This is a genomic window from Azospirillum sp. B4 (genome assembly GCF_000333275.1).
GTDB lineage: Bacteria > Pseudomonadota > Alphaproteobacteria > Azospirillales > Azospirillaceae > Nitrospirillum.
Window position 1 is genome coordinate 1 of the sequence record NZ_BACU01000523.1, and the last position, 14,609, is coordinate 14,609.

Annotated in this window: 13 protein-coding genes and 1 riboswitch; of the genes, 6 read left to right on the forward strand and 7 right to left on the reverse strand. The window is 71.2% G+C overall.

What is annotated here, in order from left to right:
- A partial coding sequence (locus I55_RS33400) for a hypothetical protein (protein WP_049974400.1) occupies window positions 1-738 on the forward strand: 738 nt, incomplete at its 5' end.
- Between the two features lie 146 nt (window positions 739-884).
- Window positions 885-1,397, forward strand: a complete 513-nt coding sequence (locus I55_RS22590; protein ID WP_044562851.1) for a TIGR00645 family protein — start codon at window positions 885-887, stop codon at window positions 1,395-1,397.
- 10 nt (window positions 1,398-1,407) lie between these two features.
- Here I55_RS22590 and I55_RS22595 read toward each other — a convergent pair whose 3' ends face one another.
- Window positions 1,408-3,339: a tetratricopeptide repeat protein gene (locus I55_RS22595; RefSeq protein ID WP_083901340.1), complete on the reverse strand. Its 1,932-nt coding sequence runs from the start codon at window positions 3,337-3,339 to the stop codon at window positions 1,408-1,410.
- A 203-nt stretch (window positions 3,340-3,542) separates the two neighbouring features.
- Between I55_RS22595 and I55_RS22600 the strand changes: the two genes are divergently transcribed.
- The 3 genes from I55_RS22600 to I55_RS22610 are packed head-to-tail and all read left to right on the forward strand — an operon-like array spanning window position 3,543 to window position 7,740.
- Window positions 3,543-5,072 (forward strand): glycosyltransferase family 9 protein, encoded by a 1,530-nt coding sequence (locus I55_RS22600; protein WP_148293907.1) that lies wholly within the window; start codon window positions 3,543-3,545, stop codon window positions 5,070-5,072.
- A 2-nt stretch (window positions 5,073-5,074) separates the two neighbouring features.
- Complete coding sequence (locus I55_RS37330; protein ID WP_044562854.1) at window positions 5,075-6,592, forward strand: glycosyltransferase family 9 protein; 1,518 nt, start codon at window positions 5,075-5,077, stop codon at window positions 6,590-6,592.
- Complete coding sequence (locus tag I55_RS22610) at window positions 6,589-7,740, forward strand: glycoside hydrolase family 99-like domain-containing protein (RefSeq protein WP_044562855.1); 1,152 nt, start codon at window positions 6,589-6,591, stop codon at window positions 7,738-7,740. The genes I55_RS37330 and I55_RS22610 overlap by 4 nt, the downstream gene beginning before the upstream one ends.
- On the opposite strand, the gene I55_RS22615 is transcribed toward I55_RS22610, so the two are convergent.
- Window positions 7,726-8,862, reverse strand: coding sequence for an NAD(P)/FAD-dependent oxidoreductase (locus tag I55_RS22615; protein ID WP_044562856.1), 1,137 nt, complete (start codon window positions 8,860-8,862; stop codon window positions 7,726-7,728). The genes I55_RS22610 and I55_RS22615 overlap by 15 nt on opposite strands.
- A gap of 80 nt (window positions 8,863-8,942) precedes the next feature.
- Between I55_RS22615 and I55_RS22620 the strand changes: the two genes are divergently transcribed.
- Window positions 8,943-9,620 (forward strand): TetR/AcrR family transcriptional regulator C-terminal domain-containing protein, encoded by a 678-nt coding sequence (locus I55_RS22620; RefSeq protein ID WP_199902689.1) that lies wholly within the window; start codon window positions 8,943-8,945, stop codon window positions 9,618-9,620.
- Window positions 9,621-9,731: 111 nt separating this feature from the next.
- Here I55_RS22620 and thiC read toward each other — a convergent pair whose 3' ends face one another.
- The 5 genes from thiC to I55_RS22645 all read right to left on the reverse strand — a co-directional run.
- Complete coding sequence (gene thiC, locus I55_RS22625) at window positions 9,732-11,588, reverse strand: phosphomethylpyrimidine synthase ThiC (RefSeq protein ID WP_044562858.1); 1,857 nt, start codon at window positions 11,586-11,588, stop codon at window positions 9,732-9,734.
- A 169-nt stretch (window positions 11,589-11,757) separates the two neighbouring features.
- Window positions 11,758-11,868: riboswitch (TPP riboswitch) on the reverse strand.
- 141 nt (window positions 11,869-12,009) lie between these two features.
- Window positions 12,010-13,371: a hypothetical protein gene (locus tag I55_RS22630; RefSeq protein ID WP_148293909.1), complete on the reverse strand. Its 1,362-nt coding sequence runs from the start codon at window positions 13,369-13,371 to the stop codon at window positions 12,010-12,012.
- Between the two features lie 5 nt (window positions 13,372-13,376).
- The gene (locus tag I55_RS22635) at window positions 13,377-13,688 is read right to left on the reverse strand and encodes a hypothetical protein (RefSeq protein WP_044562860.1); all 312 of its coding nucleotides are present in this window, start codon (window positions 13,686-13,688) and stop codon (window positions 13,377-13,379) included.
- 42 nt (window positions 13,689-13,730) lie between these two features.
- The gene (locus I55_RS22640; RefSeq protein ID WP_044562861.1) at window positions 13,731-14,168 is read right to left on the reverse strand and encodes a TIGR01244 family sulfur transferase; all 438 of its coding nucleotides are present in this window, start codon (window positions 14,166-14,168) and stop codon (window positions 13,731-13,733) included.
- 215 nt (window positions 14,169-14,383) lie between these two features.
- On the reverse strand, window positions 14,384-14,609 hold a 226-nt coding region (locus I55_RS22645; RefSeq protein ID WP_044562862.1), incomplete at its 5' end, for an amidohydrolase family protein.

Here is a 14,609-nt window from a genome sequence, read left to right on the forward strand (position 1 = left end):
CGCCCGGTCCTGCTGGCCGGCCTGGCGTTGACGGCGGCGTGCTCCAGCCACAAGACCTTTTACAACGTCACCACGCCGCTGGGCCAGTCGCTGGGCCACACCACGTCGGAGGACGCGGCGAAGGTGGCGCTGCGCGCCTGGTTCATCCGCGTGGACACCAATCAGGACGGCAAGCTGTCGCCGGAGGAGTTCCAGGCGGAAGCCGACGCCGTCTTTAACCATTACGACCTGAACGGCGATGGCGCCCTGAACGTGGCGGAGCTGGAGAAGGTGCGCCAGGCCGACCGCATGGCCCAGGCGGGCGGCCCGCCGCATGCCGGGCACGGCGGTCCCGACGGCGGTCCCCCCGATGGCGCTCCTCCGGAAAACGCCCCCGGCGGTGGGCCTGGCGGTGGGGCCGGTGGCGGCATGGGAGGCGGCATGGGTGGCGGCCCCGGTGGTGGTATGGGCGGGGGCCGGGGCGGCGTCGATCCCATCATGGCGGCCGACACCAACGTGGACTTCCGCGTGACGCGGGACGAGTTCCACGCCTACGCCCGCGCGCTGTTCGAGGTCATCGACGCCAACCACGACGGCCAGCTGACCTTGGAGGAGATCGAGAAGGTCGACCTGACGATGCAGGAGCCGGGCGGTGGTGGGCGTGGCGGCGGCGGCCCCGGCGGCGGGATGGGCGGCGGCCGGCATGGCGGCGGCATGGGTGGTCCAGGCGGCGGCATGGGCGGGCCCGGTGGGATGTAAGGGCGTGTGATCTGGGCGGTATGTGGAAAGCCTGGGGGGTGGGGTGACGATGGCGGTCGAAATCCGCCGCCGAAATCGGCTAATGTCGCCCCATCTCAAGCCCTTGGCCGGCCACAGCTGGCCAATCGCCCCTGGAAAGGACGCCCATGGACCGGTGGATCGAAAGCGTGCTGTTCGCCAGCCGCTGGCTGCTCGCCCCCCTTTACCTCGGCCTCGTGGTGGCCCTGGTGCTGCCGCTGGCGGGATTCGTCCATGAGCTGTACGAATTGATCAGCCACCTGGCCAGCGCCACCTCGCATGAGATCATCCTGGGCCTGCTGTCGCTCATCGACCTGTCGCTGATCGCCAACCTGGTGTTGATGGTGATCTTCGCGGGGTATGAGAATTTCGTGTCGAAGATCAGCGTGGCCAGCCACGCCGACCGCCTGGAATGGATGGGCGAGGTGGACTTCGGCGGGCTGAAGCTGCGTCTCATCGCCTCCATCGTCGCCATCTCCGGTATCCAGCTGCTGCGCGCCTTCATGAGCGTCGGCAACGTCAGCGACCGGGACCTGATGTGGTCCACCGTCATCCACGTCGTCTTCGTCGCTTCCGGCGTGCTGCTGGCGCTGATGGACTACCTGACCGAGAAGGCCCACAAGGTGCAGAACGGGCACTGAGGCATTTTCCTCAGGCGCCGGCGGCCATATCCGTGGCCTTGGCCATCCTCGACTTCCAGTCCGCCTTCAGCGCCGCCGCCACCTCGGCGATGACGGTGCCCCAGTCACCCTGGCGCCGCTGCCGGAACAGGCGGGTGTTGGGATACCAGGGGGTGTCCTGGCTGTGCAGACGCCAGCGCCAGTCGGGCGCGAAGGGCAGCAGCAGCCAGACGGGCCGGCCCAGCGCGCCGGCCAGGTGCGCCACCGCCGTGTCCACCGTGATCACCAGGTCCAGGCCGGCCAGCAGGGCGGCGGTGTCGGTGAAGTCCGCCAGGTCGGCATCGCCCACACCCAGTGCCGCCATCACCTCACCATCCCCCGGCCGGCGATCCTTCTGCACGGCATGCAGGCTGACGCCGGGCACGCCCGCCAGCGGCCCCGCCAACTCCGCCAGCGGGATGCTGCGCAACCGGTCCGCCCGGTGTTTCGGGTTGCCGGACCAGGCCAGCCCCACCGCGCGCCCACCACCGCCCAGCCGCCGCCGCCATGCGGCGGTGTGGTCGGGGTCCGTCGCCAGATAGGCGCCGGGAACGGTCAGGCCGGCGGCGTCGGCCACGCCCAGCGCCGCCGGCAGGCTCATCAGCGGCACATGCAGGTCGAAGGCGGGCAGGGCTTGCCCCCGCGCCACGACCTCCAGGCCCGGCATCGCCAGGCCGGCACGCAGCAGGGCCAGCAGGGGCGGCTGCACCTCCAGCACGATCCGGCCGTCGCGCGGCAGGCGGTCCACGAAGCGGACGAATTGCAGGGTGTCACCCAGGCCCTGTTCGGCATGGACCAGCAGGGTGCGGCCGGCCAGTTGCTCCCCCCGCCATTCGGGCACGGTGAAGCCCCGGTCCGCCAGGTCGCTGACCCCGCCCCGCCAACGCCAGGCGTAGGCGGGCCAGCCCCGGGCGTCGTCGCCGGCCAGCAGCCAGGCCAGCGCCTGGTTGAAGCGCACCACGCCGTTGTCGGGCGCCAGCGCCGCCGCCCGGGCGTGCATGGCGTGCGCTTCCGCCATCGTGCCCTGTTCCGCCAGGGCCTGGGCCAGGTTGGACAGGTAGGTGGCCTCATGCGGGGCCAAGTCCACGGCACGCCGATAGCTGTCTACCGCCGCCGCACCGTCCCCCGCCAGCTGAAGGGCCGTGCCCAGGTTGACCTGGATGTTGGCGGCGTCCGGCGCCAGGCTGGCCGCCCGGCGGTGCAGGGCCAGCGCCTGGTCCAGCTGGCCGCCGGCTTGCAGCAGCAGCCCCAGGTTGGTCAGGGCGTCCGGCCAGTCGGGCGACAGGTGCAGGGCGCGGGCATAGGCGGCCATGGCCTCCGCCGGCCGGCCCTGGTCGGCCAGCACGTTGCCCAAGCCTAGGAAGGCGGGGGCGTTGTCGGCGTTCCGGCGGATGGCGTCGGCGTAGGCCGACAGCGCGGCGGCACCGTCGCCGATGGCCTCCAGCGCCATGCCCAGGGTGACGCGGATGCCGGCGTCGGCCGGGGCCAGGGCGGCGGCCATGCGGAAGGCGGCGACGGCACCCGGCAGTTCCCCCATGGCCTGGCGGGACAGGCCCAGGCGCAGGTGGGCGTCGGCGTCGCCTGGCTGCAGGAAGAGGATGCGTTGATAGGCGGCGGCACTTTCCGGCAGGCGGCCCAGCGCGTGGAAGGCGTCGCCCAGGGCGCGCAGGGCGGCCACGTTGCCGGGCTGCGATTCCACCACGCGGGCCAGGGCCTGGGCCCCGTCCTCCAGGCGGTTGGTGCGGCAGAGGATGATGCCCAGCAGATGCAGCACCGCGGCTTCATTGGGCAGGCGGCGCAGGATGACGCGGCACAGCTTCTCCGCCTCCAGCGGCCGTCCGGCCTGGTCATGGCGCTGCGCCTGTCCGAACAGCGCCGCCAGATCCGGCGACACCATCAACCGATCCTTACTGACCGCCGTCATGGCCGCCGCCCCCGCAAATTCTCCCCCGGTGCTTGCAGTGTGGCGATCATCGGCCGGGCATACCAATGGCACGGACAGGGCGCGCCAATGCGGAAATACCGCGCCTGCTTTGGCGCCTTGATCCGTGTAGCTAAAATTGAATCTATTTCCGCCGAAGGCGCGCCCGGGGCAGGGCCGCGTCCTCGGCCCGGCGGGGGACGGCGATGCTCAGCAGTTTGGCGATGACGGCCGATGGGGTTGAATCCTTTGATTTCCGCTTTTCCACCGGCGCGCTGACGCCCAACGACATCCTGGACAGCGCCACGTCGCCCCCCGGCCGCTATGTGTGGGAGGTGGCGCGGCGCACACTGGCCGCCTGCCCCACCGCCGACGCCGTGGTGGTCAGCAACCCCATCCTGCCCATCCGGGGCAGCCGGCTGGCCAAGCTGGTCCTGGGGGGTGGGGGGACCGGCGGGCCTTTGCCCTGCCCCGCCGTGGTGACGGACGAGGGCACCTTTCCCATCGCCTACGTCCTGCCCCGCCGCCTGTTCGAGGAGGGGTTGGGCCGTTTCCTCTGCCTGCTGTCGGTCAGCCGCTCCGCCGCCGACGCCCAACTGCTGTCCCACCTGACGGGCGGTGGCTTTGTCCCCCGGCGGACCAGCGCGCTGCGCGCCGTGGGCTCCCTGCCGGACAACACCCCCCAGGGCTATGTCCTGGGCGACAATATGGAAGCCTGGCTGGTCCAGTGCGTCAACGCGGTGACGCTGATGCGGTCGCGGGGTGATTGGCGGGGGCTGCCCTTCGCCGCCCACCATCCCGGCCATGCCGGCGACGTGCTGTTCTTCAGCCTGGCGTCGCGCCTGGTGCCGGCGGACCAGCTGGCTTTCGACGCCCAGGTGGTGTGCCGCGCCTATCTCGACATCTTCCAGGACTGCGGCAACCGGCTGGAGCCCATCGTGCTGGACATCCCGCCGGCGCCCCGGAACACCGATGTGGGCGACGGCCGCTATTTCATCGACAGCCTGGCCCATCTGCCACCCGGCGTGGCGGAGGGGACGTTCATCGTCTTCTGCCGTTATTCCAAGGCCTACGCCAAGTCGCCCTTCAACCTCATCGACCACGCGCGGTTCAGCCTGGGCGACCCGGTGGCCACGGTCGGCGACACCCTCTACCAGCGCGGCCCCCTGCTGAACCAGCCCCGGCACCGCGCCGGCCCGGCCCTGTCGCGGGGCGCCGCCTTGCGTGTGCTGATGCAGCTGACGGGCGGTTGGGATCTCAAGACCTATCCGGCCAAGGACCGCCGGGTCCTCATCCGGGCCCTGGTCGACCTGGGGTGCGAGGTCACGGTGATCGACCTGCCCGACGCGGCGGCCGACGGCGCCACGGTGGCGACGGCCGGCAGCACCCGCGCGCTGAAGGCCCTGCTGGCCGAGCACCACGTCTTCATCAGCGTCGATAGCTTCCCCCTGCATTTCGCCAGCCAGATCCTGGGCCATCCCACCGTGGCCATCTTCGGCTGCACCGCGCCCGGCAATTCCGACGCGCCCCGGCGGCCGGGCTATCGCCTGCCGGCGCCGGCCTTGCCCTGCGGCCCCTGCGGCTGCCTGGATTACTGTCCCCTGCTGATGATCCGCGAATGCACCAACCAGCCGCGCCCGGCGCAGCTGGTGGCCGCCGTCATGGAAGTGGCGCAGGAGGCCTACGGCGCCGACAGCGTGTTGGCGGTCCCCCTGGCCCAGGGCGACGCGGCTTAGCCATGTTGGGCGGGATCGCGATCACCGGCGGGCGGATGGCGGCGTACGACTTCCGCTTTTCCCTGGGCGCCTTGACGCCGTTCGACCTGCTGGACAGCGCCACCGCGCCCCCCGGCCGCATGGTGTGGGAGGTGGCGCGGCGGGTGCTGGCCCTGGCGCCGGACGCCGATGCCGTGGTGGTCAGCAATCCGCTGCTGGCGGTGAAGGGCAAGCGCCTGGCCGCCCTGCTGCGCGATGGCGAGGCCCTGCGTTGTCCCGCGGTGCTGACGGATGCGGAAACCTTCCCCGTCGCCTACGTCCTGCCGCGCGCCCTGTTCGATGAGGGCCTCGGCCGCTTCCTCTGCCTGTTGTCCGCCAACCGGGCGGCCACGGACGCGCAACTGCTGTCGCAACTGACCGGCCGCATCGTTCCTCGCCGCCGCACGCCGTTGAAGTCCGTCGCCCCGCTGCCCCGTATCACGGCCCAGGGCTACATCCTGGGTGACAATCTGGCCGCCTGGCAGGCGCAGTGCGCCGATGCCATCAGGCTGATCCGCGCCCGGGCCGATTGGCGGCGCCTGCCCTTCGCCGCCCACCACCCGTGTCATGCCGGCGACGTGCTGTTCTTCAGCTTGGCGTCCCGCCTGGTGCCGCCGTGGCGGCTGGCCTTCGACGCCCAGGTGGTGTGCCGCGACTACCTGGATATCTTCCGCGACTGCGGCAATCGGCTGGCCCCCATCGTCCTGGACATTCCCCCCGTCAGCCGCACGGGCGAGACGTCGGACGGCCGCTATTTTCTGGACAGCCTGGCGCATATCGATGCGGAGACGCGGGGCCGCACCTTCATGGTTTATTGCCGCTTCTCCAAATCCTACACTCGCTCCCCCTTCAACCTGATCGATCAGGCGCGCTTCGCCCTGGGCGATCCGGTGGCCACCCTGGCCGACACGCTCTACCACCAGGCGCCCCGGGTCCACAGCCGCTGCCCCCGCCCCGTTCGGCCCCTGCGCGTGCTGATGCAGCTGTCGGGCGGCTGGCCCCTGAAGACCTATCCGGCGGGTGACGCCCGGGTGCTGGTCCGGGCCCTGATATGCCTCGGGGCGCGGGTCACCGTGCTGGACGCGCCGGAACTCGCGGCCGACGGCGCCACCCCGGCCACGGGCGGCAGCACCGAGCGGCTGGCGGCCCTGATCCGCGACCACCACGTGGTCGTCAGCGTCGACAGCTTTCCCCTGCATTTCGCCAGCCAGATCCTGGGCCATCCCACGGTGGCGATCTTCGGGTCCACCTTCCCGGGCAATTCCGACGCCCCCCGGCGGGCGGGCTACCGCCTGCCGCCGCCGGCGCTGCCCTGCGGCCCCTGCGGCGGCTACAAGGCCTGCCCGCTGGACGGGGGGCCGGAATGCCGCAACCACCCGCCGCCCACCACCCTCGTGGCGGCCATCCTGGACCTGGCGGCGGAGGCCTACGGCCCCACCGCCGCCCCCACCAATCTGGCCTCCCCCGTCCTCGCCCCTCTGGCAGAAGGAGACGCGGCATGACCCCGCCCCTGACCCTGCGCGTGCTCGCCTTCTTCGATGCCCGCTTCCAACTCTCCGGCCCGTTGTGGCAGGCGCTGGGCGGGGGCGATCCGTGGCAGTCCGCCCTGGCCGCCTATCCCGCCCGGCGGCACCACAGCCCCCTGTTGCAGCCGGGCAAGGCGCTGGGCCGCTATGACCTGGCCGATGCCGCCAGCGCCGGCCGGGTGGTGGCGGTGGCGCGGGCCGCCGGCATTGGCGGCTTCGTCCTGGACTGCCACCGTCATGAGGGCCGCTACCTGACCGGCGCCGATTGCCTGGACCCCTGGTGCGACACGGATTTCGGCCTGGCCTTCCGCTGGACGCCGGCGCCGGTGGAGGATGCCGCGGTGGACGCCGTGGCGCTGATGGAGGCCATCGCCGGCTACAGCCCGGTCATGGCCGACGGCCGGCCGCTGCTGCTGGTGAACGAACCCTACAAGCTGCCTGACCCGGCGGGGACGGTGGCCCTGCTGCGCCAGGCGGCAGCGGATGCGGATCTGGGGCCGATCTACCTGGTGGCCACGGCGGCGGAGGCGCGTGGCGGCCTGCTGGACGCCGGCTTCGACGCCCTGCTGGACCCCAGCCCGGCGCAGTGGCGCTCCTGCAAGCCGGCGGAGCTGCTGAACGGCTACACCTTTTTGCAGGCGGAGGCGGGCCAGGCCGATGCCGGCATGTTCGACGACACCATCATGAGCTATGCCCAGTTCGTGAACAGCCGCATGGTGGACCGGCCCACGCGCGGCAAGGTCTTCCCCCGGGTGGTGCTGGACTATGCCGACTGGCCCGACCATCCCCAGGGTGGCGCCACCCTGTTGGCCAGCACCTCCTCGGTGCTGTACCGCCGCTTCCTGGCCGGGGCCATGGTCCATGTCGCCCACCATTTTCCGGAAGGCGAGCGGCTGGTCTTCATCGACAGCTGGAACCACTGGCGCCAGCGCAGCCAGATCGAACCCACCACCCAGTTCGGCGCCACCGTGCTGGATGAGACTGCGAACGGCATCCGCCAGGGCGGTTATGTCGCCCTGACCCGGGTGGGCGAACCGGCGCCCGGCCAGTCGCCGGCCGTGGACTATGGCATCATCGCTGCGCTGTGCCGCCAGATCGAGGATGAGCTGTCAGCGTCCGCCTGACAGCGCGCCGGTGAAGAAGTCGATCAGGCCGAACGGCGCGTTGTCGCCCAGGCACAGGTCCAGGATGTGGTGCGCCCCCACGGCCGCCGCCGCGCTGCGGGGGAACAGGGCGGCCTCATAGGCGGCCAGTGCCGCTTCGGCGTCGCCAGGGTGCGCCGCGATGGCGGTCCCAAGCTCCGCGCCGTCCAGCATCGCCAGGTTGGCACCGTCGCCGGCGGGTGGCGCCAGGTGGGCGGCGTCGCCCAGCAGGGTCACGCCGGGCACGCGCGGCCACCGGTGGCCGGTGGGCAGGGTGTGGAGCAGGCGCGGCACTGGCGGGCTGTCGCCGTCGGTGATCAGCGCGGTCAGCGCCGGCGTCCATCCGTCGAACTCCGCCGCGATGCGGGCCCTGGCGGCGGCGGCGTCGCTGAAGTCGATGGCGGAGATCCACTCCAGCGGCCGCTTCAGTGCGATGTAGGCGTGCAGGATGCTTCGCGGTTCGCGGTGGGCGATGATGCCCTTGCCCGGGGTCAGCGCGAACAGTGCCCCGCCGCCCACCGCCTCGGCGGTCGCGGGATGCCGCGTGTCGGCATCGTGCAGATAGGTCTCCACGAAGGTGGTGCCGACGTAGGTGGGTTTCGCCTCCGACAGCAGCGGCCGCACCTTGGACCAGGCGCCGTCGGCCCCGACCAGAAGATCGGCGGTCACGGTCGACCCGTCCGTGAAGGTCAGGGCATGCCGGCCGCCGCCCCGGGCGGCGATGCCGGTGAGTTTCCTACCCCACTGGATGGTCCCGGCCGGCAGGCTGTCGATCAGGATGCGCCGCAGCTCACCGCGCAGCACCTCCGGCCGTCCGCCGGTGCCGTCGTCGGGCTGAGCGAACAGCACGGCGCCTTGCGGGTCCAGGGCGCGCGACGCCTGGCCGCCCGGGTGGATCAGGGCGCGGAACTGGTCGTGCAGGCCGGCGATCTTTAGCGCCCGCTGGCCGTCCCCCTCATGAATGTCCAGCATGCCGCCCTGGGCGCGGGCGCCGGCCGAGGACTCCGCCTCATAAACCGTCGCCGGGATGCCGTGGCAGTGGAGAACGCGGGCAAGGACAAGGCCGCCCAGGCCCGCGCCGACGATGGTGACGGGTGTGGTCATCAGGGTTCCCTCAATAAATTGGAACAGCGTTCCATTGATATTAATTGGAACGACGTTCCACTCCTGTCAAGATGGTCCTTATGAGCCCCCGCACCCCCCGGCGCCCCGATGCGCTCTCCAAGGAAAAGATCGTCGCGACCGCCATCGATATCCTCGACCGGGAGGGGGAGGGCGGGCTGACCTTCCGCGCGCTGGCGGCGCGCCTGGCGACCGGCAGCGGGGCGATCTACTGGCATGTCGCCGACAAGGACGCCCTGCTGGCCGCCGCCACCGGTGATGTCATCACCCGGGCCATGTCAGGGGTGGGGACAGGCGGGGAAGGTGGCGCTGAGCCACGTCAGGCGATACGGGTCATCGCGCTGGGCATCTTCGACGCCATCGATGCGCACCCCTGGGTGGGCGCGCAGTTTTCCCGGCAGCCGTGGCAGCCGGCGATGCTGCGGGTGTTTGAGGCCATCGGCGGCCGGCTGCACGCGCTGGGCGTGCCGGAACGGGTATGGTTCGATGCCTGGTCGGCGCTGGTGACCTACATCTTCGGCGCCGCTGGGCAGAACGCCGCGAATGCCCGCCTCCAGGCGCCGGGCACGGACCGGTCGGCCGCCCTCGCCGCCATCGCGGACGGATGGGCGCGGCTGGATCCGGCCGACTATCCCTTCCTGCGCCAGGTGGCCCCGCAACTGAGCGGGCACGACGACCGCGCCCAGTTCCTGGCCGGCGTCGACCTCATCCTGGCCGGCATCGGGACCGTCCAAAAATAATCCCCGCCGGCCTGACACCGGCGGGGATTCAAAAGCCGGTCCCGCAGCGAGCACCGCAGGGCGCAGCGAGGAAGGCAAGGGCCCGGATGGGCCCGCCCGCCGACTGAGGGATTACGACGGCGTGTGGTAGATCTCCGCGCCCTGGGCCAGGAAGGCCTCCGACATCTCGGCCATGCCCTTCTCGGCTTCCACGAAGCTTCCCTCCACGCCGGCCAGGTCGCGCACTTCCTGGCTGATCTTCATGGAGCAGAACTTCGGCCCGCACATGCTGCAGAAGTGCGCCAGCTTGGCGCCATCGGCGGGCAGGGTCTGGTCGTGGAACTTCTCCGCCGTTTCCGGATCCAGCGACAGGTTGAACTGGTCGCGCCAGCGGAACTCGAACCGGGCGCGGCTCAGCGCGTCGTCACGCAGGCGGGCGGCGGGGTGGCCCTTGGCCAGGTCGGCCGCGTGCGCCGCGATCTTGTAGGTGACGACACCCACCTTCACGTCGTCGCGGTCGGGCAGGCCCAGATGCTCCTTGGGCGTGACGTAGCACAGCATGGCGGTGCCGAACCAGCCGATCTGGGCGGCGCCGATGGCGCTGGTGATGTGGTCGTAGCCGGGGGCGATGTCGGTGGTCAGGGGCCCGAGAGTGTAGAACGGCGCTTCGCCGCACCACTTCAGCTGCAGGTCCATGTTCTCCTTGATCTTGTGCATGGGCACGTGGCCCGGGCCCTCGATCATCACCTGCACGTCATGCTTCCAGGCGATCTGCGTCAGCTCGCCCAGGGTCTTCAGCTCGGCGAACTGGGCGGCGTCGTTGGCGTCGGCGATGCTGCCGGGACGCAGGCCGTCGCCCAGGGAGAAGGCCACGTCATAGGCCTTCATGATCTCGCAGATCTCATTGAACCGGGTGTAGAGGAAATTCTCCTTGTGGTGCGCCAGGCACCACTTGGCCATGATGCTGCCGCCGCGCGAGACGATGCCGGTGACGCGCTTGGCCGTCAGCGGGATGTGGGCCAGGCGCACGCCGGCGTGGATGGTGAAATAGTCCACGCCCTGCTCGCACTGCTCGATCAGGGTGTCGCGGAACACCTCCCACGTCAGGTCCTCGGCCTTGCCGTTCACCTTCTCCAGCGCCTGGTAGATGGGCACGGTGCCGATGGGCACGGGGCTGTTGCGGATGATCCATTCGCGGATGGTGTGGATGTTGCGGCCGGTCGACAGGTCCATGACCGTGTCGGCACCCCAGCGGATGGACCACACCAGCTTGTCCACTTCTTCCGCCACCGATGAGGTGACGGCGGAATTGCCGATGTTGGCGTTGATCTTGACCAGGAAGTTGCGGCCGATGGCCATCGGCTCCGATTCCGGGTGGTTGATGTTGTTGGGGATGATGGCGCGGCCGCGCGCGATCTCATCCCGCACGAACTCCGGCGTCACGAAGTCCGGGATGGCCGCGCCGAAGCTCTCGCCATCGCGCTCCATCTGTTCCTTCAGCGCCTGGCGGCCCAGGTTCTCGCGGATGGCGACGTATTCCATCTCCGGCGTCACGATGCCGGCGCGGGCGTAGGCCAGCTGGGTGACAGGGCGGCCATCCTTGGCGCGCAGGGGCAGGCGGCCGGCGCGGTCGAACACCGGCACGGGGCTGCTCTCGCCCTCCTTCAACCCGTTGTCCACCGCCTTGATGGCGCGTCCCTCATAGGTCTCCACATCGCCCCGGCCCTCGATCCAGGCGCGGCGCAGCTCCGCCAGGCCCAGCCGGATGTCCGTGGTCACGGCCGGGTCGGTATAGGGCCCCGATGGGTCGTAGACCCGCACCGGCGGCTCATTGGCGCTGGGGGACAGGTCGATCTCGCGCATGGCCACGAGCAGGTCGGGGTGCAGGGTGCCCGGGATGTGGACCTTGCGAGAGGCGGGCAGGGGCCCGGTGGTGACGGCGAAGCCGTCGCTTCCCGGAATCGCGGCCGGGGTCAGGGTGTCGGGCATAGGGTCGTGCTCCTCCGTAGTCCGGCGCCCTTGGCTCTCTGGCCGCTGATGCGTCCGGCACGTCACATGTCGCCAATCCGGGGCAACGGTGGAGGAGGTGGAGGAAGACCGCTTGCGGTTGCGATCCCGTCAGGGCAGGCGCGTTCGGGTGCCGGCAGACGGCGGATACGCGAAGGCCCTTGTTCCCATCCCTACGCCGGTACGATCCGGATCAGGTTCAAAGGGTCCCCGCGTCAACCCGCGGATCTCAGCGCCCTCCGGCGCACCCCTGGAACGAAGGCCGCACTGTGCGCGCCGGAGGGCACGGGTGTCAATGGGCAGGGGAATGGGGAGGTGGGGGAATGGTTGGGGCTGGTGCGCAGTATCTCGGCGTGCCGGTAATGATGATCCCCTTGGGAAAGGCGCCAAAGGTGAAAACCCTTCAGGGCTTGCCTTGATCCTGGCTGATGGTCACCGCAGGCCGGCCCACCCGCACCTGGTTGATGGTGTAGGCCGCCACAGGCACCAGGGTGCCGCCCTCCCGGCGCCAGGCGCCCAGGATCATGGGGCCGGGCTGCCAGTTCAGCATGCCGGGCGACAGGCGCAGGACCAGGGGGCCGCCGGGGCTGTGCCACACCAGCGGCGGCGCCTCCTCCTCGAAATTGGGCAGGCCGGTGTAGGTCCAGCCCTTCACGCGCGGAATGGTCAGGAAGGCGGGGACGAACGGGCCGGTGTAGGGGGCCAGGCCGTCCAGGGCGGGGTAGTCGGGGCGGCCCGGCGGGTGGTCGGCGCCGGTGGACCAGGGGCTGGCGGCCAGGGCGGCGGCCCAGCGCGGGGCCATTTCGGTCAGGGCTTCGCAGGTCGCGGCATCGGCGGCGCAGCGGCCGTCGCCCAGGCGGAACGCCGTCTGGTAGGTCGCCTCGATGCGGCAGGCCGCCCCCCAGCGGTCGCCGTGCACCGGCCGGATGCGGACATTGGTCCGCTGGGGGCGGGCGACGGGCCGGGTGGGGCCGGAGTCCTGGGCAAAGAAGACGGCGGCGCCGGTGGCGTCCCGGCCGAAGCCGGCGCTTTCCGACCAGCAATAGGCTGGCTTGTCCGCCGGGCGCGCCTCGGGCGGTGGCAGGGCGGGGCCGCCGTTGCCGGCGGTGTCCAGCCAATGGACGCTGAAGCTGGTGCAGGAGGCGGCGTCGTCCAGCGCCGTCACCGCCACGTGGCTGCCGCCGAAGGGCACCACGGCCATCTGGTCGCCGGCGTCCTGGGTCGCCTCGGGCGGCAGCCGGTCGCGCCACGCCTGGGTCAGTTCCTGTTCCGGCGCCGGGGTCAGCAGGCCGGCGCCGATCAACTGCTCATCCAGGTCGCCCACGGGCGGGCCGCCATCCAGCCCGCGCGCGTCGGCCAGGGTGGTGGCGGCGCGCTCGCAGAAAGGCTGGTCCGGCTTTGCCGCCTGCACGGCCAGCGCGGCGCGGCGCAAGGGCAGGGCGCGGGCCAGGCAGGTGCGCGCCCGTTCATCGTCCGCCGGCGCCAGGTCGCCGCACAGCCGGTCCCGCGTCGCCAGCCAGCGCGCCTGCTCCGCGATCACGGCTGCCGCGTGCGCGCCCGCCTTGGTCACGGCCAGCCTGTACAGGCGCGCGATCTCCGACTCCTCGGCCCGCAGCGCCGGATTGGCGCAGACCATCCGGTCCGTCCGCCGGACCAGGGTGGCGCAGTCGGTCGCATGATCGGCGGCGTGGGCGATGCCGGCGGCCGGGATCAGCAGCAGACCGGCCAGGACGCGCAATCCGGGCGGCAATCGGGAGGATCGCAAGGCGCTCAGCCCGGCGCCTTCTTGTAGGCGTCGATGACGCCGTTCCATTCCTCGATCACGCCCTTATGCTCGGTCATGGCGTCGGTCTTGGCCTTGTCCAGGCACTTCAGGTAGGCGGTCATCTTGGTGGTGTAGTCGGCCACCTTCTTCTCCGCCGCCTCCATCTCCGGCCCCTTGGTCTTCTTGCCGGGGGGCAGCTTGGGGCGCTCGGGGCGGGCGCAGGCCGGCGCTTGCGCCGACGCCGGCGAGGCGGCCAGCAGGGCGGGGGCGGCGAGGGTCAGGGCCAGGGCGGCGGCGGCCAGGCGGATGTGGATCATGTCGATATATGGATCAATGTTGACGATTATCGGGGTGGCCGATCAACCCTGGCCCCGGGCCAGCCCTTCCAGGGCGCCGGCGTAGGGCGACAGGTCATAGCCCTGCCGGTCGGCGGCCTTGAGGATCTCCCCCAACGGCGTGCCCTTGGCGGCGGCGCCCAGCGACCACAGGATGGTGCTGCGCGTGCCGGAGCGGCAGTGCGCCAGCACCGGGCCGGGCAGGGTCTCCAGGGCTTCGGCGAAGGCGGCGGCCGTCTGGGGCCCGAGGTTGCTGTTGTTGACCGGCAGGTACAGGTATTCCAGCCCGGCTTCCTTGGCCAGTTCCGCCGCCCGGGTGTGGGTCAGCTGGCCCGGCTCCTCCCCATCGGGGCGGTTATTGATGATGGTGCGGAAGCCCAGCGCCTTGGCCTGGGCGATGTCCGCCTCCTCGATCTGCGGGTGGACGCTGAGGCTGTCGGTCAGGGGACGGGGGGTCAGCATGGGTTCGGGCTCCGGTCTTGGGACGGGCAAAGGGACGGGCAAGGGACGGGAGAAGCTACCCCCATCCGCCGCCTGGTGCCAGTGCCGGCTTACGTCCGCTGTCGCGCCCTTCACCCAAGGCCGGCGACTGCCGGCCCCGCAGCGAGCACCGCAGGGCGGAGCGAGGAAGCCAAGCCGGCGACTGCCGGCGCCCGGCGATTGAGGGAACAAAAAACTCAGCGCTGATCCTTCACCACCTCGCCGCCCTTGATGACCACGGGGATGTGTTCCAGCAGGGTGACGTCGGCCAGCGGGTCGCCCTTCACCGCCACCAGGTCGCCATAACGGCCCACGGCCACGGCGCCGATGTCGTGGTCGGTGCCCATGGCCTCGGCGGCGTTGCGGGTGGCGGCGCGGATGGCTTCCAGCGGGGTCATGCCCCACTGCACCATCTTGGCGAAC